Annotated in this window: 25 protein-coding genes; 8 read left to right on the top strand and 17 right to left on the bottom strand. The window is 62.3% G+C overall.

Annotated elements, in window-relative coordinates; all coding sequences use genetic code 11:
• Nucleotides 1–17: 17 nt before the first annotated feature.
• The 8 genes from VMI09_13580 to VMI09_13545 form a co-directional block, all read right to left on the bottom strand.
• Nucleotides 18–665: a TetR/AcrR family transcriptional regulator gene (locus VMI09_13580; protein HTQ25719.1), complete on the bottom strand. Its 648-nt coding sequence runs from the start codon at nucleotides 663–665 to the stop codon at nucleotides 18–20.
• A 191-nt stretch (nucleotides 666–856) separates the two neighbouring features.
• Nucleotides 857–1,882, bottom strand: coding sequence for a Gfo/Idh/MocA family oxidoreductase (locus VMI09_13575; GenBank protein HTQ25718.1), 1,026 nt, complete (start codon nucleotides 1,880–1,882; stop codon nucleotides 857–859).
• 73 nt (nucleotides 1,883–1,955) lie between these two features.
• Complete coding sequence (locus tag VMI09_13570) at nucleotides 1,956–2,813, bottom strand: LLM class F420-dependent oxidoreductase (protein HTQ25717.1); 858 nt, start codon at nucleotides 2,811–2,813, stop codon at nucleotides 1,956–1,958.
• Between the two features lie 102 nt (nucleotides 2,814–2,915).
• Nucleotides 2,916–3,644 carry a hypothetical protein gene (locus VMI09_13565; protein HTQ25716.1) on the bottom strand — a complete coding sequence of 243 codons (729 nt, stop codon included), beginning with the start codon at nucleotides 3,642–3,644 and terminating at the stop codon, nucleotides 2,916–2,918.
• Entirely contained in the window at nucleotides 3,641–4,045 is a 405-nt protein-coding gene (locus VMI09_13560) for a biopolymer transporter ExbD (GenBank protein HTQ25715.1), read from the bottom strand. The genes VMI09_13565 and VMI09_13560 overlap by 4 nt, the downstream gene beginning before the upstream one ends.
• Nucleotides 4,042–4,737, bottom strand: a complete 696-nt coding sequence (locus tag VMI09_13555; protein ID HTQ25714.1) for a MotA/TolQ/ExbB proton channel family protein — start codon at nucleotides 4,735–4,737, stop codon at nucleotides 4,042–4,044. The genes VMI09_13560 and VMI09_13555 overlap by 4 nt, the downstream gene beginning before the upstream one ends.
• A gap of 62 nt (nucleotides 4,738–4,799) precedes the next feature.
• Nucleotides 4,800–6,695: a TonB-dependent receptor gene (locus VMI09_13550; GenBank protein HTQ25713.1), complete on the bottom strand. Its 1,896-nt coding sequence runs from the start codon at nucleotides 6,693–6,695 to the stop codon at nucleotides 4,800–4,802.
• Nucleotides 6,696–6,700: 5 nt separating this feature from the next.
• A complete protein-coding gene (locus VMI09_13545; protein ID HTQ25712.1) occupies nucleotides 6,701–7,198 on the bottom strand; it encodes a carboxypeptidase-like regulatory domain-containing protein in 498 nt (165 codons plus the stop codon).
• Nucleotides 7,199–7,871: 673 nt separating this feature from the next.
• Between VMI09_13545 and VMI09_13540 the strand changes: the two genes are divergently transcribed.
• The 6 genes from VMI09_13540 (at nucleotide 7,872) to VMI09_13515 (ending at nucleotide 11,856) form a co-directional block, all read left to right on the top strand.
• Nucleotides 7,872–8,309: a Fe-S-containing protein gene (locus tag VMI09_13540; GenBank protein HTQ25711.1), complete on the top strand. Its 438-nt coding sequence runs from the start codon at nucleotides 7,872–7,874 to the stop codon at nucleotides 8,307–8,309.
• A gap of 10 nt (nucleotides 8,310–8,319) precedes the next feature.
• Nucleotides 8,320–8,634: a hypothetical protein gene (locus VMI09_13535; protein HTQ25710.1), complete on the top strand. Its 315-nt coding sequence runs from the start codon at nucleotides 8,320–8,322 to the stop codon at nucleotides 8,632–8,634.
• Nucleotides 8,635–8,957: 323 nt separating this feature from the next.
• Nucleotides 8,958–9,749, top strand: coding sequence for a hypothetical protein (locus tag VMI09_13530; protein ID HTQ25709.1), 792 nt, complete (start codon nucleotides 8,958–8,960; stop codon nucleotides 9,747–9,749).
• 11 nt (nucleotides 9,750–9,760) lie between these two features.
• Nucleotides 9,761–10,303: a TlpA disulfide reductase family protein gene (locus VMI09_13525; GenBank protein ID HTQ25708.1), complete on the top strand. Its 543-nt coding sequence runs from the start codon at nucleotides 9,761–9,763 to the stop codon at nucleotides 10,301–10,303.
• Nucleotides 10,304–10,858: 555 nt separating this feature from the next.
• Complete coding sequence (locus tag VMI09_13520; protein ID HTQ25707.1) at nucleotides 10,859–11,374, top strand: rhodanese-like domain-containing protein; 516 nt, start codon at nucleotides 10,859–10,861, stop codon at nucleotides 11,372–11,374.
• A complete protein-coding gene (locus VMI09_13515; protein ID HTQ25706.1) occupies nucleotides 11,374–11,856 on the top strand; it encodes a MauE/DoxX family redox-associated membrane protein in 483 nt (160 codons plus the stop codon). The genes VMI09_13520 and VMI09_13515 overlap by 1 nt, the downstream gene beginning before the upstream one ends.
• A 133-nt stretch (nucleotides 11,857–11,989) precedes the next feature.
• Here the strand turns inward: VMI09_13515 and VMI09_13510 are convergent, their stop codons facing one another.
• The 5 genes from VMI09_13510 to VMI09_13490 form a co-directional block, all read right to left on the bottom strand.
• Entirely contained in the window at nucleotides 11,990–12,466 is a 477-nt protein-coding gene (locus tag VMI09_13510; GenBank protein ID HTQ25705.1) for an HAD-IIIA family hydrolase, read from the bottom strand.
• Between the two features lie 167 nt (nucleotides 12,467–12,633).
• Nucleotides 12,634–14,118, bottom strand: coding sequence for an aspartate aminotransferase family protein (locus tag VMI09_13505; protein HTQ25704.1), 1,485 nt, complete (start codon nucleotides 14,116–14,118; stop codon nucleotides 12,634–12,636).
• 47 nt (nucleotides 14,119–14,165) lie between these two features.
• On the bottom strand, nucleotides 14,166–15,011 hold the full coding sequence (locus VMI09_13500; protein ID HTQ25703.1) for a hypothetical protein: 846 nt from the start codon (nucleotides 15,009–15,011) through the stop codon (nucleotides 14,166–14,168).
• Nucleotides 15,004–15,777, bottom strand: coding sequence for an NTP transferase domain-containing protein (locus VMI09_13495; GenBank protein ID HTQ25702.1), 774 nt, complete (start codon nucleotides 15,775–15,777; stop codon nucleotides 15,004–15,006). The genes VMI09_13500 and VMI09_13495 overlap by 8 nt, the downstream gene beginning before the upstream one ends.
• On the bottom strand, nucleotides 15,771–16,520 hold the full coding sequence (locus tag VMI09_13490) for an HAD family hydrolase (protein HTQ25701.1): 750 nt from the start codon (nucleotides 16,518–16,520) through the stop codon (nucleotides 15,771–15,773). The genes VMI09_13495 and VMI09_13490 overlap by 7 nt, the downstream gene beginning before the upstream one ends.
• Nucleotides 16,521–16,719: 199 nt before the next feature.
• On the opposite strand from VMI09_13490, the gene VMI09_13485 reads away from it, so the two are divergent.
• A complete protein-coding gene (locus VMI09_13485; GenBank protein ID HTQ25700.1) occupies nucleotides 16,720–17,886 on the top strand; it encodes a CDP-alcohol phosphatidyltransferase family protein in 1,167 nt (388 codons plus the stop codon).
• A gap of 23 nt (nucleotides 17,887–17,909) precedes the next feature.
• Nucleotides 17,910–19,235, top strand: a complete 1,326-nt coding sequence (locus VMI09_13480; GenBank protein HTQ25699.1) for a radical SAM protein — start codon at nucleotides 17,910–17,912, stop codon at nucleotides 19,233–19,235.
• Nucleotides 19,236–19,314: 79 nt separating this feature from the next.
• On the opposite strand, the gene VMI09_13475 is transcribed toward VMI09_13480, so the two are convergent.
• The 4 genes from VMI09_13475 to panC all read right to left on the bottom strand — a co-directional run.
• Nucleotides 19,315–20,976: a cbb3-type cytochrome c oxidase subunit I gene (locus VMI09_13475; protein HTQ25698.1), complete on the bottom strand. Its 1,662-nt coding sequence runs from the start codon at nucleotides 20,974–20,976 to the stop codon at nucleotides 19,315–19,317.
• The gene (locus tag VMI09_13470) at nucleotides 20,973–21,455 is read right to left on the bottom strand and encodes a cytochrome c oxidase subunit II (GenBank protein ID HTQ25697.1); all 483 of its coding nucleotides are present in this window, start codon (nucleotides 21,453–21,455) and stop codon (nucleotides 20,973–20,975) included. Before VMI09_13470 ends, VMI09_13475 begins: the two co-directional genes overlap by 4 nt.
• Entirely contained in the window at nucleotides 21,456–21,593 is a 138-nt protein-coding gene (locus VMI09_13465; protein HTQ25696.1) for a hypothetical protein, read from the bottom strand. It lies immediately after the preceding gene.
• A gap of 92 nt (nucleotides 21,594–21,685) precedes the next feature.
• Nucleotides 21,686–22,530, bottom strand: an 845-nt coding sequence (gene panC, locus VMI09_13460; protein ID HTQ25695.1) for a pantoate--beta-alanine ligase, incomplete at its 5' end; no start/stop codon positions are given.

Genomic DNA, 22,530 nt, shown 5'->3' with positions numbered 1-22,530 from the left:
GTTCGTGGAAAGCAGGGTCAAGCGACAGCCTTGCCGCCTTCCGCGGGGCGATTCGCAGAATCGCGGAACAGCCACTCCTCGAGCATCGTGACCGCCCGGCTCAAGTCTTCGGACGTGCTGCCTGTGAACAGGAAGCCCAGCAGCGAGCCGTTGAGCGCCGAGACGGTGAAGTTGGCAGCCGCCTCGGGCGCGATGTCGCGCGAGCAAAGATTCTTCTCCTGCGCGCGGCGGACGATGTCGACCATCAGTTCACGGTAGCCGTCATACAGTTTCATCACCTGAGTGGCGAGTTCCTCGGGGACCTTCTCGCCGTGCAGCAGTTGGCCAAGGAAGAAGCGCACCGAAGGAGCGTTCTCGCGCACGAAAAGCAGGTACGATTGCACCAGCTTGCGGAGCTGCGCGCGCTCGTCAAGCGCTCCGACCTCTTCGGCAAAGTCGATGAAATACGGCTCAAGCAACCGGTTGAGGACCGCGAGGAAGAGATCCTCCTTGGTCTTGAAATGCCAAAAGATCAGCGCCTTGCTGACCTTCGCCTCGCGCGCAACCTCGGACATCGAAGTTTCATGAAATCCGCGGCGGGCGAACAGGGGGATCGCCGCGTTAAGGATTTCATCCCGCGAATCCTGAGGTTTTTCCTGCAAAGTCGGCTGCGAATCGGACGCCATATACTCTGGCAGGATGCACCGTGGCTGTCTCTCTCGACCACCCTTACCGATTTCATCGGTGAGGCGATGGAAAGCCCTAGAAGGCTGTGAAAATAGCCCTCGGCCCGTCGCTAACCTACCGGTCAATGAGCACTTTTATAGGCCGGTTGCCCAAAGTCAATAGGGGCGGAAGCCTTGAAGTAACAGGCAATTCATCGAAGCTTAACCTGATTGCCGCCTTGCCGGGCTGATTCCTGGGCGCCCAGCGTCAAGGCGAGCGCGGCATGCGCCTCGGCCAGGTTTTCCGCCGCAACGACCCCCGCCGTAGCTTCATTGCGGATTGCCCGCTCAAAGTCGGCGGCCATCCCAGCGAACCATGCGGAATGGTAGGAGTCGTCGGCTTCGGGCGCAGGCGAGAGATCCTCGGATGTCCCGGACCGCGCGGTCAGGACGACGCGGCCATCCTCGATTTCAAGCGCCGCCTCGCTGCCGTAGAGCATCGCGCGAGTGCGGCGCACCGGCGCGCGCCAACTCAGATGAGTGGAGGCGATCCTGTCGCCGGGAAAAATCACGCGGAGGTCGGCGACCTCCTCGACCGGCGCCGCCTGCCCGGCGCTGAGGACGGCCGTGACCGCCTCGGGGTCGATACCGCCCATCAGCCACCGCATCAGGTAGAAGACGTGCCATCCGTGATCCACCAGGATTCCGCCGCCGCTCGCCGCGCCGAGGCGCCATCGCCCACCCATGCCGGTGCCGCCACCGGCAGGCGCCGTCCGTAGGCGGTCGAGCGCGAGGTACCCAATTTTGCCGACCCGCCCTGCCGCCACGAGGTCGTGCGCAAGCCGATAGGTGGCGGCGTACTTCCAGTTGTGGACGCACATCAGCACGCGGCCGCGGCTTGTGGCGGAGTCGCGCAACGAATCGAACTCGTCGCGCGCGAGGCAAAGCGGCTTCTCGACCAGGACGTGAGCACCGGCTTCAAGCGCCATCCGCGCCGTCGCCGCGTGATAGGTGGGCGGACTTGCCACGTCCACAAAGTCCAGCCGCTCGCCGTCGAGCATCAGTTCGAGATCGTCATACACGCGTATGTTCGGGATGAGACGCATCGCGTGATGGCGCCGTTCGGAGACCGGGTCGTGAATCGCAACGATATTGACGTCGGGGCGCGTGCGCCATCCGGCCAGATGGGCCTGCGCGGCAACCTCGCCGAAGCCTGAGATCGCTCCGCGCAGCATCATCGCGCCAGCGCCTTGCTTTCGATCGACTCCGCCTTCCCCGGCGCAAAGATGTCCGCGCTTGGGCCGCAGGATTTCAGAGATACACCTTGGCCAGCCGTTCGAGTTCCGGCGCGTACTTCTCCGGCCCGAGCGCACCGGCGACCAGCGCGATCACGAAACGGCCGACGCCAAGCGCGGCATACTTGCCAAGTTCGTCATGGGCTTTGGCGTGCTCGTCGCCGAGCGAACCCATCACCGTGAGATCGAGCCTGCTGTAGTCGCGGCCGGCCTTGTGGCATTCCTCGCGCAACTCGGCGGTCGCCTGCTTCATCTCATCGACGGTGATGCGAATCGGGCACCATCCGTCGCCCCACTTGGCAACGCGCTTGAGCGCGTTCTTGTCGCGGCTGCCGAGCAGCACCGGAGGTCCGGCCGGCTGGGCCGGCCGCGGATACGAGCGGATCGCGGGAAAGCGCACGTACTTTCCTTCGAACGACGCCTCGCCCTTGCTCCACAGCTCGCGCATCGCCGCGACGTATTCGGCGGTCTGCGTCCAGCGACGCGGAAAGTCGCCGCCGAGCAGCTCGGTCTCTTCGCGCAGCCATCCCGCGCCGACGCCGAAGATGAAGCGGCCGCTGGAAAAGCTGTCGAGGCTGCCGATCTGCTTGGCCAGGATCATCGGGTTGTGCTCGGGCACCAGGCAGATGCCGGTCGCGAGTTTCAACCTCTTTGTCGCCGCGGCAGCCATGCTGAGCGCGACGAACTGATCGCCCATATGCGAATAGACCGGCGGAATCGGTCCGCCTTGCGGGAAAGGCGTCTTGGGATTGACGGGGAGTATCGGATGCTCGGGCACCCACATCGATTCGAAGCCCAGCGCCTCTGCCGTGCGGCAGAAGTCGGCGGGGTTGGCGGTATCCTCGGTGAACGGCATCAGCAGTCCGATTTTCATGATCATGATCTCCCGCGCGTACTTATGGGCCGTGCGCCAGTGCGCGCGGCCCCGACCGATCTCTGTCAAAAAGCCTTCTCGAATACCAGTAAACGGGGCCGCTTACTGCACGGTTATCGGAATCCGCAAATCGAAAACGGAATCGATCGCCACGCCGCCCCTCATCGCGGGAAAGAAACGCCACTGCTTGAGCGTATCGAGCAGAATCTGGTTCAGCCGCGGGTCCGGCGTCGGCTGCGCCAGCGTCACCTTCACGCTGCCGTCGTAGGAAACCTCGAAGTGAGCGACCGCCACCGCCTGGAAAGCCTCTTCGCGCAGGTCGTCGGGAATTTTCGGCGTCGGCGAATAGATCGCCCGCGCGCCGAGGCTGTCGCTGCCGAGTCCCGGCCCGCCCGTGCCCTCCTTTCCCTGCGGCGCGCTGCTGCTTTCGGCGCTCGCGCCCGTCGCCGCCTTGGACGGCGCGCTGGATTCGGCCGGAGCCTTGCTCGTTCCAGCGATGGACGGCGGGGCCTGCGGTATGGCTCTCGCCTTATGCGGAACCGGTGGCGGAATCGCTTTGCGCCGGACCTCGGGCTTCGGCTTGGGCAGTGCCGGCGCCACGGGATGCGGAGCGGCGGCGGGACCGCCCTGGAGGCCCGCGGGCGGGGGCACTTCCACGATCCGCGCCTCGATCGGCGTGAGCTCGGGCAGCGGCGGGGACGTCTGCTTGAGAACCAGCGCAAAAGCGAGCAGCACCCCCGCCCAGATCGCGACCGCGAGCGGCGCCGTCCACGCCAGCCGCCGCCAGGGCTCGTCCAGGAAGGGCGATGCTGTTTGAAGGGCGCCGCTCATTGGCGCTTGACCGCGATCAGAAAATGCTCGACGCCGGCGCGGCGCGCCTGCAGCATCGCTTCCACGACGATACCCTCGGGCGCGGCGCTATCCGCGTTGACCACGACTCCGCGATCGCTGCTCCCCTGCAACATGCTCTTCAGCGCAAAAGCCATCGTCTCCAGCGTCGCCGGAGTCTTGTCGAGAAATATCTTGCTGTCCTTGGTAATCGTCAGGGCGACCGGCTCCTTGTGCTGAAGGTTGGGCGCTTCCCCCTGCGGAAGGTTGACGGTGATCGAATTGAGGCTCTGCATCGACAGCGAGGCCAGCATGAACGTCACCAGCAGAAAGAACATCACGTCGATCATCGGGATGATCTCTATCCGGCCGCGCCGGTAGCCCCGTCCCCTGCGCAGTTTCATCGCTTCGCCCTCCCCTCGCGCGCCGTCAGCGCAGTCACGCCCGCAACCGGTTCCTTCGCCTCGCCCTCCTCTTCGTCGAGGCGAATATGGTCGATCAGCTTCGAGCCGAGGCGCTCGAGATGGTCGAGCGCCTGCGATTGCGTTCGCGCGAAAAAGTTGAACCCGAAGAGCGCGAAAAGTGCGATCAGGAGGCCCAGCGCGGTCGAGATCAGAGCCTGCGCCACGCCCGACGTCACCTGCGTGGGCGCCACTAGCCCCGACCCGCCGATTACCTTGAACGCCTGCATCATGCCGGTGATCGTTCCGAGCAGACCGAGCAGCGGCGCCGCGGTGACCACGGTCTCGAGTATCCAGAGCCCGCGGCTCAGATGCTTCTCGATATCGCCGGCCTCGTCGCCGGCGCGCGATTCGACCCACCACGCCGGCTTGCCGCGATTTTCGCTAATCACTTTGAAGAATCGCCGGTAAACGTTAACCGGCGCGAGAGCTGCCAGATGCCGCTCGAGCTCGTCCCACTGAAACCCGTAGGTCTCCACCAGCGCCGACAGCGAGCGCGGCAGGCGCAGGGAGCGATAGTACGCTACCGCGCGATCGAGAATGATCAGTACGGCGACCACGCCCAGAAAAAGCAGCGGATATACTATCGCGCCGCCGTATTGCAGTTCGTTAAGAGCGCCTCTCAGTTCACTCATAGCCGCAACCTCGCATCTGTGTCAGTCTCATCAGTCTTCGGTGATTCGGTTTTCGCTAATCCTCACTGGACCGCCGTATGGCCAAACGAGGGAAGTTCCCATTTTATCCCGCCGTAGAACGCGCGGCGCGGTCCGTATTGCGCGGCGAACACGCCGATCCCCGTGCCGTTGCGAATCTGGTAGGTGCGGTCGTTGAGATTGATCACCGCCGCGCGCACTTCAACCGGCCCGGCGTGGGGCAAAATCATGCGCTTGGTGATACCAGCGTCGATCTGAATGTAGTATGGCAGATTTCCGGTGTTGGCGAAGCCATCTCTAAGGCCGCTGCCGTAAATTCCGTCGATGCTGAATCTGAAGCCCTGCCAGATGTACACCGCTCCGGCGGATGCCGAGAACGTCTGGTCATGGTCCAGAAATATATAGTGATTCGCTATATCGGCGAGTTCATCGGGCGCAAAATTGAATTGCCCGGACTCAACCTGGGTGCCTTGCGCGACACTATAGTCGAAGTTCTCGTACAGATAGAGATTCTCGTGATTGTATGAGCCGGTCTGTTCTACGCCATATACACGGCCCTTGGCATAGTTGAACGTTTGATAGATGAGCGCGGGCCCAAACTGTCCCTCGTCGATCAGGTCGCTCGCCTTTTTGTAGTAGGAATCGATCCCCAGGGTCAGGCCGGGGACGACCTGCTGCGTGACTCCAGCGTCGAAATAGTGATCGCGCTCGACGGTCGGGTTGCCGTTGGCAAGCGACGCGGCCGCGCCCGTGGTATTGGTAAACTTCTCGATGTCGCTGACCGATACCAACTCTGTCGGCGGCGGCGTGAAGTAGCGCGCGTACGCGGCATGAAGCGTCGTGTTCTTGAACAGGTTGTAGGTGGCGCCGATGCGGGGGCTGGCCTGGTCGGCTCGAGTCAGACCGTCGTAGAGATCGAATCGCACGCCGTAATTTATGGTCAGCTTCTCAACTGGCTTCCATTCATCCTGCGCGTAGAGACTATAGATCCAGGTCTGGAGGGCTCTGTTGTCGGTAATCGAAACCGGAACCGTCGAAGGAATCCCCGTCGTCTGGTTTATCGGAAAGGTCGCCTCGTGGTTGTCGATCTCCGCGCGCTCCGCGTCGAAGTATCCGCCGAGGCGAAACGTATGGGTCGCGAACGCCCGGTAGGTCGTATCGACCTGGAAGCCGTTTCCCCAATCGCTGCGGAACACCCTGGAAGCGGCACCGTCGTAAATCAGGTCGCCGTCGAAATCCGGGTAGAACGAAACCGTCGAATAGCGGCTGAACGGAGCGATCTGATAATCGAACTTGGAGCCGATCGTCCCCTGAAGAGCGAATACTCCGAAATAGTTTTGCTCAAACTGGTTTTCATCGACACCCGCCGACGGATAAGCCGGAACGCCCGAGAGCGTAAAGACCTGCGGCTGGTCCGGATTCGCCGGGATCTGGAAATGGTTTGCATCCGATCCGGTAATGAGGCTGAGGCGCGTGGTCGAGTTCAGAAAATAAGAAAAATAACCGAACGCCTGTCCCTGATAGGATTGATCGTGAATCGGCGAAGGGCCCGGCGTCGGCGGTTCGACCCCGCGGGTCGTGCTGAGGTACTGGCCAGTCACGAAGTAGCTCAGCTTGCCAACTGAACCGCCGTACTCGAAGCTCGGCTGGATGGTCGAGCGCTGTCCGCCGTAAAACTCGACGTCGCCACCGTTATCGAGCAATCCGTCCTTGGTCTTGATGTCAACCACGCCTGCCGTTCGGAGCCCGAACTCCGCCGGCAGGGCGCCGGTCAGCAGGCTGATATTTTGCGCGAAGCGGGGACTCAACACCTGCCCGAATCCTGTTATCCCCTCCGGCAACTGGACGCCATTAATGCGGTATTGAAGGTTGGCATGGTCGCCGCGCACGTGAAGCTGGCCGTATGAATCCTGCACCACGCCGGGCGCCTGAAGCAGCACGTCATTCAGACCCGTGTTCGAGCCCTGGGTAAATCCTGTATCGCCTGCTGGCTGAAACGATAGACGCTGCCGCCGGTCTCCGGCGACAGCTCGTTGCGGGCCCTGTTGAGGCGCTGCGCCACCACCGCCATGCTGATCGCCGCTTCCGATTGCAGCGCGAGCGTCAAGGGTTTAGACCCCTTTGCGCTCACGCTAACGATCGCGGTAGCGATTTTGAAGGTCTCCTTGCTTGCCGTTACCGCATACACGCCGGGCGCTATGCCGGGGAAAGTGAAACGGCCCGCCGCGTCGCTCTGCGCTTTCGCGACCGTCTTGCCCGCGCTGTTCTGAAGTTCGACCGTCGCGCCCTGAACCGGACGCCCGAGCGCGTCGGTGACCGTCCCGGTTATTGCCTGCCGGGCAGTCGTCTCCGATAGCGCCTTGGCCGCCCGCGCACTGGCGGCAAGCGGCACCAGGAACAGGAGGCTTGCCAGTCCGGATACAAGAATATGCAAACGTCGCATCTCACACTCCTCCAAGAGCGAAACATCGCGCCGCCGCGATCGCGCGCGCGGCGCTGCGCACGGCCAAAAGACCGCACGCGATTACTCAGCTTTGGGAATCGAGGAGAGTCAGACCGACGCGGGCGGAGCCCGGCCGAACAGATGCGAACTGCGGACGGAACACGGCGCTACCCGAGCTGCGCGACGCGGGCTCCATCGCTCAGGCGACGGCACCGCTGGATGCGGCGCGATGACGAACGCTATCGGACTATGGAAACGAACTAAACAGAGCGCGCACAGGCCGTTGTCGAGGCTGACGGCGGCGGGAGTCGCATATTTCTCGGCCGACGGAAAAGGATGGAAATGCGCGGCGCCCGCTGTCTGCGCGAGCAAAAGGACGACTGCTAGAAACGCAGCCGCGCCGCGCGTCCATCGCCACCGACCTATCTGATACCCTGACCGCATACTACATTGGGCACCGATTCTTATCGGACCATATCGAGTGTGCCGCCTTCGGTCTGGCCCGTCAAGCAAGCCTCGCTGGACGAGTCTCACGCGTCGGAATTTCGCAAATGAACGGGAATGTGTTTTCGTGCAATTGGAAACCTCCCCTCGAAGCTCTCGTTGACGCCGGTTTTGAAGTGGCGTAGGAAATGAAACCGTGAATCGTTCGACGCGAAAGTTTCGTCCCTGGATGGCTCTCCCGGCCTCGGGCGCTATTCTCGCTGCGGCCGCGGTCCTCCTGCTTGGGATGGCGAGGGCTCCTCGATTCACCCAGGTCACCGCGAATCCGCAGATAAGTATCGGGATCAACAACCTGCGGCCTGGAGAGGTACGCTTCTTCGTGTACCGTGATCGTGCGGGCGAACGAATCCGCTTCCTTCTCGCGCGCGACTCCACCGGGCAAACGAAAGCCGCCTTCGATGCCTGCCAGCGGTGCTACCTCTATCACAAGGGCTACGTCAGCTCGGATGGAGATTTGGTCTGCAAATACTGCCGCAACCACTACCGCTTGGAGACGATTGAAGCGGGTTTGGCGTCGTGCGTCCCCGTAAAACTGCCCACGCGGATTGTCAGACAAACCGTGAACATCAGGCCGGCGGACCTCGAACGGGGAAAAGGGCTCTTCTGAGGGCGTTGCGATGGAGCGGGTGTTTTCAAAGGCGGAGCTCAGAATACTCAGTTCGATAGTGGCTCTCATGCTGGTGCTGAGCGGCGCGCCGCTAACAACTGGAGTTGTCGTTGTCGCGGGTACAAGCCAGCCGGAATTCACACTCAATATCTGCCAACCGGTTCAGTCCTTTACCTGTCCGTCGACGATTGTTTTCGCTCGTTCGGCAGACTATGCATTGCCGTTCGTTCTGCTCTTTTCAGGTTCGATCACGTTCAAACCTTCTGCGAGAATATTGGAACGCGACCTTTCTCCTGACACTCCGCCGCCAAAGCGTTTCGCCTAAGACCCCTCCGCATCAACAAATTTGTTCCTTTGACTCCGGACGCTGCTCCAGCAGCGGGGAGTCGATGCCTTTCTGTGCGGCAGTGCCGCGGGGAGAAATTTATGAGGCCCATTCGGCCGATCCGGTTTTCGTGGCGACAACGTTGGGGCGCGTCCAGTTTCTGGCGCACGATCGGACGGCTGTCGCTCTTGGCGGGACTGCTTTTAACTCTGACCCCAAGTTTGAGCTGGGCCTGCGCCTGTGGATGCAGCGTCTTCGACGTGGGCACTCCATCGCTTATACCGAACGGCGCCGGCGGCACGGTGTGGTTGGAGTATGACTTCATGAACCAGTACATCAATTGGCACGCCACCGGACCGTCCTCCGGCAACAACAATGATGACAAGCAGATCAAGACCCACTTTTTGACCGCAGGTGCGCAATACATGTTCAATCGCGACTGGGGATTGATGGTGACCGTCCCCTACACGATCAGAACGTTCCGAACCCAGGGCGACGGCAACGACATCAACCAGTACAACCATGCCAATTTTGGCGACGTGCGAATTTGGGGCATGTACACGGGCTTGTCAGAGGACATGTCGCTTGGTTTGCTCGCTGGATTCAAGCTTCCAACCGGCGACCACACATACAACGATTTTGATCGCGACACCTCGATCGGAACCGGGAGCACCGATCTCTTGCTGGGTGCCTACAAGATTGGAAATCTGCCCAACCGGATTGGAAATGTTGGCCTTACGTTCCGCGATCGCCCGTTTAACTGGTACATACAGGCGGCGTACGAATATCCGTTCAGCACAACGGGCAACTACACTCCCGGGAAAGAGTTTAACGGTGCGCTCGGTGCCTTCTACAACTTTGGCAACGTCGGACCGATTGTGGAACTTTCTCCGTTTCTATCGATACTCGGTTCAGTTCGCACGCACGATCTGGGTTCGGAGGCAGACACTCCCAACAGCGGTTATGACCGCATGCTGCTCGCCCCGGGTGGTGAGATCGGCTTCCGGAATTTTCGCTGGTATGCCGACATTGAGTTCCCCATCTTCCAGTTTGTAAACGGAAACCAGTTAACCACTCCTTACTTAATCAAGACGATCTTCAGTTATGATTTCTGAGGATATAGAGAATGACATCAACATCGAGACTTCTCCTCATCGCGTTGCCGTTGGTACTCGCAACATTAATGAAGCCTTCCGACCTGCTCTGCGCTACCAGCGTTGGACAAGCGGCACCGGCGCTCGTAGTCGAAGAACTGAGCGGCCATACATTCGATCTTGCGGCCGAGCGGGGCAAGGTGACGATCGTGAATGTCTGGGCGACCTGGTGTCCGCCATGTCGGAAGGAAATGCCGGCTTTGGACGCCTTTTACAAACGCTATCACGCTCTGGGGCTGGAGATGATCGGCCTGAGTGCCGACCGTCCCCGTGATCGATCCGAAGTGGCCAAGGTCATGCAATCGCTCAGCTATCCGGCGGCGATGCTGCACGCGGCGAAATCCGATGGGTTCGACGAACCGAGCGCGCTGCCGGTAACTTATGTGGTCGACAGAAACGGAATCGTGCGGGCAAAACTGGTGCCGGACGACAAGCCATTGACGGAACAAACTCTGGCGACCGTAGTGATACCCTTGCTGTCTGGGCCATCAGGCACACAAGCTTCTACGCACTGAGGCTCAACACGTCCATGGATCGCCGGAGATTGGCATTGCTCGCGGTGCCGCTGTTCACGAGCTGCGCAACTGCGCGCCCCCCAGCGCCTGGTCAGGACCCCAGGCATGCTTATTTCCAGCAAGAGCGCCAGGAAATTGACGACAGCGAAAATCGATCTGTCAGACAAGTACTGGCGTCCGGCGAGCACGAAATTGACTCCATCGCGCAAAGTCCTGGGCCTTCTAAAAATCCTGGACCTTCTAGAAATGACCCGAGCCAACAGGTAGCGGGTGAGCAGACGGCGCGTTTAGACGAGTGCAGAACGAGCGCCGCGCGCGAGAAAGAAACGTTGTCCGAGCGCGAGCGAAAACAGTATCAAGACGATGCGCAGAAAGAAGGAGGCCGCAAATCTCTCATGATGATTCTCAGTACAGGACCTCGCTGAAGCGGCTGCTCGATAGGCGCTGAACCGCTGATTCGGACTCGAGCCAGTAACTCTAATGGGCTCTACACCGTCGATTGCGAGGACTCATCCCATATCGCCGTCTAACGTGAGGAGAATCGCTCGCCGGGTTATGCGTGACGTTGACGGCGTCCTTCTGATCGCACTGATATCGCTGGCCGCAGGGTTCTCTATCAATCGGTTCTCGACGCGACCGCTTCCGCTTGTCTATCAGACGCCTGAGCAGCGATTTGATGCCGAGTTAACATCCCTGGTTGCGGCACCGCCGTTCGCGCTCCCGCCCGCGCCGACTATCGGGTTTCCGGAATTTCGCACGGCCGTCGAAAAGAAGAGTGCTTTGATCTTCGATGCGCGGCCTGCCCCATTTTTCATCCAGGGACACGTTCCCGGTGCGCTCAACCTCGCGCGGGACGATTTCGCGCACGATTACCAACGCCTGTCGGCGGTGCTGAAGGCCGCCAGCGACAAACCGATCATCGTTTATTGCTCCGGGGGCGTCTGTCACGACAGCCGCCTCGTTGCCAACGCGCTGTTGACGCTGGGCTTCAGTGACGTGAGGGTCTTCACCGGCGGATGGGAAGTGTGGTCGGCGGCCGGGCTACCCGTCTCGTGGGGGGCCGTACGGTGATGTCGCCCGACACGCGAACCCATAACTACCTTGTGCCGGCCATCGCGGCCGCACTCGCCGCGTTGTTCATTTATGCGGGTGCCGGCAAAGTCCGCGACCCGCTGCAGTTTGCGGACGCCATCGCTGCCTTCGCCATTTTGCCGGCGACCGTTATCAACATGCTGGCGCTGAGCCTGCCTGTGTTCGAGATCGCATGCGGTCTTCTTCTGCTTGTGCCTCAAACAAGAAAAATCGGGACACTGGCGGTGGCTTTAAGTTCTCTGATCTTTTTCGCGGCCTTGCTCTCCGCACTGGTTCGAGGTCTTACGCTCGATTGCGGTTGCTTCGGCAGCGGCGCACCGTCGCGACCGAGGATGTGGCTGGAGCTCGGCCTGGATGTGGTGCTCTTCAGCAGCTCTCTCTTCGCGTATTGTCGCCTGCTCGGCCGCGACAACAACGTGACGCTTTCCGCATCAGGGTCTCCCTCACGCATCGGAGCCTGACAGGAGCTTGACCGAAGTCAAAAAATCACGCTGAGCGAATCTTTCCGCGGCGCATCAAAATTCGCTGGAAGCCGTCTCCGTAGCGATAGATAAGAAACCTCGCGATTTGATTTGAAGCTTGAGGGACCGCGGGCTACTTCCAGCCGAAGAAATCGCTCGCCCAGACGAAGTTTCCGACTCCGGCGGCGCGCGCTGCGGCCGCGTCGACTTCCTGATCGCCGACCATCGTCGAGCCCTTCATTTCGACCCCATACATCGCACCCAACTCGGTCAGCATCCCGCCCTTGGGCTTGCGGCAGGCGCACCCGTGCGCATCGTCGTGCGGACAGATCTGCCATCCGGTGATGATGTCGCCGAGCTGGCGGTCGAGCTCGGCGATTGCGTCCTCGACCTGTTGCAGGGTCAGGCGGCCGCGCGCGACTCCGGCCTGGTTCGTCACAACGAAAATCAGATGGTCGCGAATGGGGCGGAGCTTCTCGGCCACGCTTGGCAGCAACTCGACTATGATTTTCCCGTCGCGGCCGAGCGGAAGCTGGCGCGTGTCGTCCATTTTGACGAGCGTGCCCGCGAGGTCGCAGAAGAGCCCTAGGTTTCCGCCATTTTCCGCCATTGAGTATTCCTTGAATGCTCGCGACCGGCGCCCATCACTTCATCCTGACCATACAGCTGCTTGAACCTCATGCAGAGCCGTCGCGGCGGCGAGCGTTGAAGTATCGGCGCGTCGTTTTATCAAAGATCTCAGCGCTATCTCATTAACTGACTGAAAGGGATCATGCCTCAGGGAGCATTGCGCCAGTCGACCCGATCACGGACATGGGCGAAGACTTCGTCGAGGATCTCGACTCCCGCTTCGGCCTGTTCACGCGTGATGACCAGCGGCGGATTGATCCGCATGCGCGGGAAATAGCCCATCACGAGGAGGCCGCGCTTGAGTGCCTCGATGAAGATAGTCTCGGTCGTCGAGCGGCCGAGCAATTCCCTGGTTTTGCGATCGCGGACGAGGTCGATGCCGATCAGCAACCCTTTGCCGCGGACATCGCCGACGAATTCGTATTTTTCCTTGAGCCGCATCAGGCGCTCGAGCATGAACGCACCGACGACGGCGGAATTTTCAACCAACCGCTCGTGCCGGATCGTGCGCAGGGTTTCGGCGACCGCCACCGCAGCGAGCGGATTGCCGCCGTAGCTCGAGGACGAGGCGCTCGGTTTGCCGAACGGCTCGCTGTGCCCCAACTCATCGCTGAGCAGCACGCCGGAGACCGGAAATCCGGAACCCATCCCCTTGCCTACGGTCATGATGTCGGGCGCGACACCGCTGTGCTCCACTCCCCACATCCGTCCGGTGCGGCCGAAGCCCGTGATCATTTCGTCCGCGATCAGCATCGCGCCGCGCTCGTGCGCGAGTTGCGAGACCGCGGGCAAATAGTCGTCAGGCGGAATGACGTTGCCCGCCGTCCCCTGCATCGGCTCGACTATCACCGCCGCCAGCGCGCCGGCGGAGGCGCGCTGGAGCTGCTCGCGCGCAAAATCGACGCAGTACATGCCGCACCCCGGATATTCCAGCTTGAACGGACATCGATAGCAGTCGGCATACGGCACCATGTATTGGCCGCCCGGCAGCGGGCCGTAGCCCTGCTTGGATTCGTCGCCGATAAGTCCGATCACGCCGCCGGTCTTGCCGTGAAACCCGCCCCAGAAGCTCAAGACCTCGTGGCGCTTGGTCTTCGACCGCGCAAGGCGGAGCGCCGCTTCGACCGCCTCGGCGCCGCCGCTATACAGATGAGCGCGATTTAGCCCGGCGGGCGCCGCCTCGCTCAGCATCCTGAAAGCCTCGGCGCGCTCAGGCGTCGCGAAAGTGCCGACGATCAGCCGTGAGGCCTGGCGGGCGAGCGCCTGCGCAAGCGCCGGATGGCCATGGCCGAGGCTCGCGACCGCGACGCCGGCAAAAAAATCGACGAACACGTTGCCGTCGACGTCGATGAGCGTGGCGCCCTCGCCGTGGTCGAACGCAAGTCCAGCGAGCAGCGAGATACGCTGACGGCCGGGCGCTATATGGCTTTGCTCGTGGGCGAAAAGCGCGCGCGAATTCGGTCCCGGAATCGCGGTGGTAATTTTCGGCTGAAGGCCGGGGCCGCGCGCGTCCGGCGTGCCGCTCGGGATAACCGATCCGTTTTCGGTTTTCGATCGATTGTCGGCCGCGGTTCCGCTTGCGGTCTTTAGAGCGCCGGCCTTTCGCGGCGTCGGGTATTGCGGTTTGCTCATGCTGCGGCCTGCGTGGGACCTCCTAGAGAAACTCGCTCAGTAGCCGTTCACAAGCCCTGGCGCGGCCGGCGCGCGAGCATCAGGCAGCGCCGCGCAATCGCGCGCGCCGCGGCTTCGCGCACCCGGCTGAAACTCGGCCAATCGTTGAAATCGATCATCATGAACCGTTCGCCGTCGATGACTGCGTCGCCGCCCCACGCCTCGAGACCCAGCGCGGCGGCGGCGGCGGCGGCGCTGCGCGCAAGCTCAAGCCGCGCCCGCTCGGAGATCGAATCTTCGCGACCCTCTTCGCCAAGCGCGGCGAAGTACTCGCCGCCGCTAACGCCATAAAACTTTACCACCCTGCCCTCGACCGCCTGTTGCACGTACGCGACCGGCACTCCGCGCTCGGCCATCCCGCCGAGCGCCGCGCGCAGCGCGCCCCGGCTTTCTACCCGCTGCACGTCGTCGGGCGCAAGCGCATGCAGGTCGCCGCGCTTGACGAACATGGGCGAATCGAGGTCCAGCACGCCGAGCGGCGAAAGGTCGGGCGGCCGCGAGCCGGTCCGGACCAGCGCGCCGGTCGGCACCGGCACGCCGGCATGGACAAGGCCCGCGCAGAGCAGGTCGCGGTAGCAATTGCGGATTGCGAGCGCCGAATTGATCGCCAGCGCCCCCTGCTGCTCGAGCGCCACCAGGCAACCGAGCGCGCGCTCGCCCTGACACATCGCGAGCACCAGGTCCGGGCCTTCCGGCGGATCGTTAACGAAGTCCGCGGCGCTGATCGCGAAGATCTCGACGCCATGGCGCTTCAGTTCGGCCAGCACCGCGTCGAGAATGGCGGCATCGTGTCCGACCTTGCCCGGCGAGAACTCGGGCTCGCGATAGATTCCGAGCGCGCGCATTTCAGCCACGGCTCCCGCCGGATCGCTCGGCGCCCGCGACCATCGCGCGCGCGGCGGCGAGGTCGGCCGACTCGTCCACGTCGATTGTCGTCGCGAGCTGGATCGCACCAAGGCGCATCCCGCTCGCGAGCGCCATCGCGAGCAGCTTGCGCATCGCGTCGAGCCCTTCTGCGCGCGCACGCCCGGCAAGATCGAAAATCGCCGCGGGCAGGTAATAGAATCCGGCGGTGACGGTCGCGCTCTCCCGCTCGCTGAGCGCCGCGATCGCACCGTCCGACGCGACCTCGGCGAATAGCGGACGCTCGTCGCCGCGCCATTGCACCACGGCGAGGGCGCCATCGAACCGCGCCTCGGCGCCGCCGGTCAGTTCGAGCGCGCATCCGACGAAGTGGCGCAACTCGGCCGCTTCGACCACGGCGTCAACGGTGGCGAGCAGGAAGTGCGATGCGCCGCGCAGATGCTCGCCCAATGTGAACAGTGATTCCATCGAGCTCGCCGTGTCGCGCGCCGCAAGCGTCATCCAGGGAGGAATCGCAACGGCGCCGGCAGCAAGGAGTGCGGAAGTCTCCGAGTTGACCAACGCCACGACCGTGTCCGCCCCAGCTTCGCGCAACATCCGCGCCTGCCGCACGAGCATCGTCTCGCCGCCAAGCTGGACCAGCGGCTTGGGCAGATCGTGCACCGCGCTCCGCAGCCGCTCGCCGCGGCCGGCGGCAATGATCGCGCCGCGAAGCGGGGCCCGTCGATTTCGGGCTTCTGGCTGTTCGCTTACCACTTGAGGCCCTTCAATTCGTCGAGCGTATCGACCGTATGATGTGCAATCGCGGCCGCCTCGCGGGCCTGCGGATGGTCGCCCGCGCCCGCGTGATGCCCGCGCAGCCAGATCGCGCGCATCCCGAGCTTTCGCGCCGGCGCGCAATCCTTGTGCAGCGAGTCCCCCACCATCGCAACCTGGTTATGCGGCAGATCGAGCACCTTCAGCGCGGCGACGAATATCCGTTCGTCGGGTTTGAAGACGCGCATGTGCTTGGAGTCGATCGCGACCTGGATGAGCTCGCGGATGCCGGCCTCGACCAGCACCACCTGCAGATTGCCGTAGAAATTCGAGACCACGCCGAGCTTGAATTCGCGCGACAACTCCTTGAGCAGTCCGCGGCTGCGCGCGAGCCCCTCCGCGGACTCCTCGGCAAAGTCGGACGCGATGCGAAAGGCGAGATCGTGACGATCCTCTCCCAGACCCGCGAGATGCTCACGCACGTTGTCAGGCCCGTGACGATGGAGATGGTCGACCTGATGGCTGACGAGCAGCTTAACCAGGTCTCGCAGGTTGTGGCGATGGATTTCGTCGCCGGCCTGGTAGGCGGTCTGCGTGGCGTGAGAATAGGCCACGTCCAGCTCAGCGCGGGTAACCCCCACGCCGGCCGCATGATAGTGGCGCACAAAACGGTCCAGCCAATGATATGGATGGTCGAGTGTGCCGCCGAAGTCGAATAGAATCGCCCGGTTCGGACTGGCCACGGAATGAGTTTATCAGCCGCCGCAACGAGCCTCCACAAAAAGAGCGATTAAGAAGTTATTGAGCTGCGTTTCGCAAAAGTTAAGACTTATGCACAGGAAGCGCCGATGATTATGGGAAAGGCCCTGGACAAACCGGACGGTCAGTCCGTTGACTCCGCCCTTCTATTAGTCTAAAACCCTTTGTTCAATAAGGCTTTCTTTGATCGACACGGCACTAATCGACGTCCCGGCGCGCGCCGGCAATTTGATCTTCGGGCGATCGCTGTTGGAACGCCTGATGCTTATCTGTCAACGCGCCGGAGTGAAGCGCTTCTTCATCGAGGGCGACGTAGCCGGCGACGATGAGTTGCGAGCGTCTCTGGGTTCGTTCAGCGGCCATCCCGAGGTCACCTTCGTCGGTTCATTCGCCCAGGTCCTGGAGAAAATGCCGGCCGACGCGCCCTGTATCGTCCTCCGAGGGAATCTGGTGCTCGCCGCGTCGCAGCTGCGTGGGCTGCTCGACAAGCAGGCTGCGCGGCCGGGTGAGGCCGTCAGCCTCCAGAGCACCGACGCCAGGCGCGCCGGCAGCCTTGCGGCGGGACCGTTGGCGCTCCTCATTGACGAACCGGCCGCGACCGCCTCGGAACTCAGCGCGGCCGGGCAACTCCCCTTCGCGCTCGACGGCCGGCCCACCGACGTCCAGGAAGCCGAACGCCGCCTCGCGTGCGAGTTGCGTCGTGAGAGCGCCGGCACGGACGCGCTTATGGCACGATGGGTCGATCGGCGGCTCTCGTGGCGAATCAGTCTGAGGCTCGCACGCACGGCGGTCACGCCGAACCAGGTAACCCTCGCCAACACCGCCTTCGGACTGCTGAGCGCGTGGATGTTCAGCATCCCGGCGTACTGGCCGCGCCTTATCGCGGCGGTGATGTTTCTCTTCTCGGTGACGTTTGACGGCGTCGACGGCGAGCTTGCGCGGCTCAAGATGACCGAGTCGCGATTCGGCGCGCGGCTTGACGTTCTAACGGACAACCTGGTGCACATCGCGCTCTTCGCCGGTATCATGATTGGATGTTATCGGGCGAGCGGGAGCCGCGCCTACCTCTACCTGCTCGCCATCCTGCTGATCGGCTTCGGCCTCTGCGCGATCACCACCTGGCGCGCTACGAAGGTCGTCGGCGGACGCGCCGAACAATTCATTGCGCAGGTGGAACGGGTAAGCGGCCGAGACTTCGCCTACCTGCTCGTGGTGTTGGCGCTGCTCGATCGGATTAGTTATTTCGCCTGGGGAACGGCATTTGGCACTTACGTCTTTGCCCTCGTGATGTGGTTGATGACTACGCATCGGCACGATAGGCAAAGCGAGCTCGAACGGCGGCCCGCATAAGCGGAGCACCGCCAGGAGGCAGTGTGAAGAAACCGCGTATCCTGCTGGTACAACCGACGACCATCCATCTGGACGGTACGCCGCATAAAACCCGCTGGCGCCTGATCATGGGCCTGATGATCCCGCTGCTCGCAGGACTTACTCCGAGCGACTTCGACGTGACGCTGTGCGACGAGCGGCTCGAAGACCTCGACTTCGACGCCGGCTGGGACCTGGTCGGCATGACCACCACCATCGGCGCCTCGCTGCGCGCCTACCAGCTCGGCGACGAGTTTCGCAAACGCGGCATCCCGGTCGTGATGGGCGGATTCCATGCCACGCTGCAGACCGAGGAAGCGCTCAAGCATGCCGACGCGGTGGTCCAGGGCGAAGCCGATCTCGTATGGGAGCCGCTCTTGCGCGACTGGCAGGACGGCAAGCTCAAGCGCATCTACAAGGCCGACAAGCTGCACGATCTGAAGAACCTCCCGCGGCCGCGCCACGAATTGCTCAAGCTCAACCGCTACCTGTTCAAGGCGGTGCCGGTGCAGGCGAGCCGCGGCTGTCCCTACCGATGCTCATTCTGCGAAATCCCGGTCTTCTATGAGGGCAGCTATCGCACGCGTCCAATCGAGGACATCGTCGAGGAAATCAAGCAGGTCATCGCGATTACCGGATTTCGCCGCTTCCAGTTCATCGACGACCAGATAACCGGCAAGCACAAGTTCGCGCGCGAGCTGTTCCGCGCCCTGATTCCGCTCAATATCAAATTCTCGTGCCTGTGGACGATCAACTCCAACCATGACGAAGACCTGCTCGACCTTGCGGCGCAGGCCGGCGTTTTCCACGTCAACATCGGGGTCGAATCGATAAGTCAGGACAGCCTGCTCTCGATGAGCAAGATCCAGAACCACGCCAAGGACTACAAAAAGCTCCTGAAGCGCCTCGAGCATTACGGGATTTACTATTCGCTGAATTTCCTTTTCGGGCTCGAAGAAGACCATCCGCGGATTTTCGATGACACCCTCGCCTTCCTGCACGAAGTCAAGGCGCCCGAGGCGTTTTTCAACACGGTCACTCCGCGCAAAGGGACGCCGATGCGCACCAAGCTGGAGCAGGAAGGCCGCGTGATCATCCCCGACGCCGACATGTACACCAACAACTTCCGCTGCATGTTCGTGCCCAACAAACTCTCGCCGCAGCAGGTCGAAGAGGGCGTCTGGCGCTGTACCAAGGAGTTCTACTCGTTCAAGTCGATGTTCAAGCGGCTGCTGATGCCGCCGGGCAAGTTCACCTGGCAGGGGCTGACCGAGAACATGCTCTTCTGGTACGGCGCGAAGCGGCAGATCGACCCGGTCGATTACTACTAGAAAGATCCGTCCGCGATTTTTGGCGCGAAGGTCTTCACAATTCCCCTCCCCCATTTGTCTTGGGGGAGGGCGTGAGACTCTAGGGATACAGCAGGCCGGCGCTCGCAAGGTTAGGCGGAAAGTGCGCGACCAGGAACGGGCCATAGACCGCGAGCGACAGTGCGACCGAGGCGAGCACCCAGTAGCTTAGCCGGTCGAGCCGCGGCTGCCATCCGGCGGTGGGCGGCGGCTGAACGGTCGCAGTGAACGGCAGGTCGCCCGGCTGGGCTTTCCTGCCGGCAGACACCGTCATCACCACGATCAGGAAGAACAGCATCATGCTCGCGAACATCAGCGACCCGCCGATCGCGGTCATGATTCCCGGAATTCGCCATTCGGGCAGCCAATAAGAGGCGTGCACCATATCCGTGCGCCGCGGCATCCCCATCACGCCGCCCGCCATCAGACCGTGCGAAAAAATCATCACTCCGAAAAAATATGAAAAAGCCTGAACCAGCGCTGCCCGCGGCGACCACAGCTCGCGCCCTTCGAGATACGGTATCAGCCAGTAAGCAATTCCGACGTAGGAGAGAGCCACCGCACAGCCGATAGTAAGATGAAAATGTCCGGGGATGAACGCGGTGTTGTGAATCTCCAGGTTCATGGTGAAGCTCCCGTTCATCAGCCCGGAGATGCCGCCCAGGAGGAATGCGATCATCGCCAGCACCTGCGCGGCCACCGACGGATCGGACCATGGGATCTTGAAGAACCATCCGATCCGCCCGCCGCCGCCGCGCCGGCGTCCTGCGATTTCCAGCGCGTACATCACCGCAAACGCGGTCATCAGGCTGGGAAAGAAAATTGCAAAGGTCAGAGTAGCGACGGTGAACTTCATGCCCTGCGATACGCCCGGATCGACGAACTGATGATGAAAACCGACCGGCACCAGCAGGATGAACAGGACAAAGGCGACCCGCGTGAGCGTGTCGCTGAAGAGCACTCCCCCAGTCTGGCGCGGAATCAACCCGTACCACGAGACGTAAATCGGCAGCAGCCAGAAATAGACGATCGGATGCCCGGTGAACCAGAACAGCGTTCGCGAAAGCATCGGATCGACGCCCGGAAGCAATCCCAGCGACCACGGCAGCAGCAAAACCACTACTTCGACCGCGAGCCCGGCCGACGCGATATCCCACATCACGTAAGTCGCGATCGACATGAAGGCGAGCAGCGGCACCCGTGCTCCCGGATGCTCGCGGCGCCACTCACGGAGCGCAGCGAGCTGGGCCGCGGAGATTAGCCAACTGCTGATTACCACCAGCGCGAGGCCCAGATAAAATGTCCAATCGGCGCGCAGCGGTGGATAGAAGGTATAGAGCACCGAGGCTTTGCCGACGAGCATCGCATACGCGGCCATCAGCGAACCGACGAACAGCGTCCACCACGCGGCCTGCACCAGCGCGTTGTTGAGCTTGCGCCCGAGGCCGCGCGCGGTCGTCAGTGTGATGAAACCGTTGGCGAACGCAGTAGTCAGCACGAGCGCGTTGAATACGCCGTGAATAGTCAATCCCTGGTAGTAGGATTTCACCACCGGGTAGTGCTGGATGATTCCCACGCGGTCATAGTTGAGCGCCTGCTCCAGGCCCATAACGACCCCGACGGCAAGCACCGCAAATCCGAAATAGAGGTTCCAACGGACGGCGTTAAGCTGGCTTTTCGGCAGCGAGAAGCCCGACGGCTCGGCGACGATGGCGGTGCTCATTTGACCACCACCTTGCCGGACATCGTGTGATGCAGATGGCCGCAGTACTCTTCGCAAATCAGCAGGTATTCGCCGGGCCGGGTGAAGCGATAATCGAACTCGGAAACGTACCCGGGTATGAGCATCATGTTGACCCGCGTGCCGGCGATGAAGAAGCCGTGGATTACGTCGGCCGAGGTCGCGACGAAGCTGACTTCGGCGCCGACCGGAACGTCGATTTCGCTCGGCATGAAATCCCACACCCGCCCGATCACCACCGCCTGATATTTCCCGGGTGCGATCTCGCGCACTCCCAGGTGATCGAAGGGCGGCGTATGGCGCAGGACCATGCGAAGCTTGTCGCCTGCCTGGTAATGGATCATCGCGTTATGGGAGGGAAGGTGAATACCCATCGCGACGCTGCTGTAAGCGAGCGCGGCAAGGAAAATCACCAGGACCACGGCGCTCGCCGCGAGGAAGGCCCGCTCGTAACGTTCCATCTACCGGTCCACCAGCAGCCAGAACATCGCAGCCCATCCCAAGGCCAGCACCACCATGTACGCTCCCATCACAAATATGGTGCCGGCTGGCGGGGGAAGGTTTTGCTCGGAGAATTCTTCGCGCGACGGTTCGTCCATGCGCTCGATCCCCTCCCGGCGCAGCTCCGCCGCCCGGGGGCGAATCGCGCCGCGGTTCAAACTAACGCCTTCGCTCGTCCTTATACCAGAAACTACGCCGGAAGTGGCGAAAACACCGCGTTGTCGATAAGCCGCGTTTTGCCCACGTGCGCCGCAATCGCGAGCACCACGGGCCGTTCGATATGCGAAATCTCCGCGAGCGACTCGGAATCGACCGCCTCGATGTACTCGATCCTCAGCTCAGCCGTCGCGCTCAGCACCGCGCATGCGGTACGCACCAGCACTCGCGGATCGCGAGCGCCGGCGGCGAACTCGCGGCGCGCGGCCTCGAGCGCCGCGCTCAGGCTGAGGCCGCGCTTGCGCTCCTCGGGCGAGAGATAGGCGTTGCGCGAGCTCATCGCGAGCCCGTCGGCCTCGCGCACGGTCGGCATCGGAACGATCTCGAGATCGAAATTGAGGTCCCTGACCATCCGCTGAATCGCGCGCAACTGCTGAAAATCCTTCTCGCCGAACATCGCGTAGTGCGGCTTGACGATGTTGAACAGCTTGGCGACCACCGTGGTAACGCCGCGGAAGTGGCCCGGACGATGCGCTCCGCAAAGTCCCCTGGTGATTTCCGCCGCCTCGACCCAGGTCTGCGCGCCCGCCGGATACATCGCCTCGGGCTCCGGCGCGAAGACGAAGTCGACCGGCACGTCCTTCATCAATTCGCAATCGCGCTCGAAGGCCCGCGGATAGCGGCCGAAATCCTCGTTGGGCCCGAACTGGGTGGGGTTGACGAAAATCGACGCCACCACCACTTCGGCGCGGCCCCGGCCCTCGCGCATCAGGCTGAGATGCCCTTCGTGGAGAAACCCCATCGTGGGGATGAAAGCGATGCGCTTACCCGCCCGGCGAATCGCGTCGGAGCGGCACTGCATTTCGGCTGGGGTGGTGA

It is taken from the genome of Candidatus Binataceae bacterium (assembly GCA_035500095.1).
In the GTDB taxonomy this organism is placed as follows: domain Bacteria; phylum Desulfobacterota; class Binatia; order Binatales; family Binataceae; genus JAKAVN01.
The sequence above is the reverse complement of the archived record's forward strand: the minus strand, read 5'-3'. Positions and strand labels throughout refer to the sequence as shown.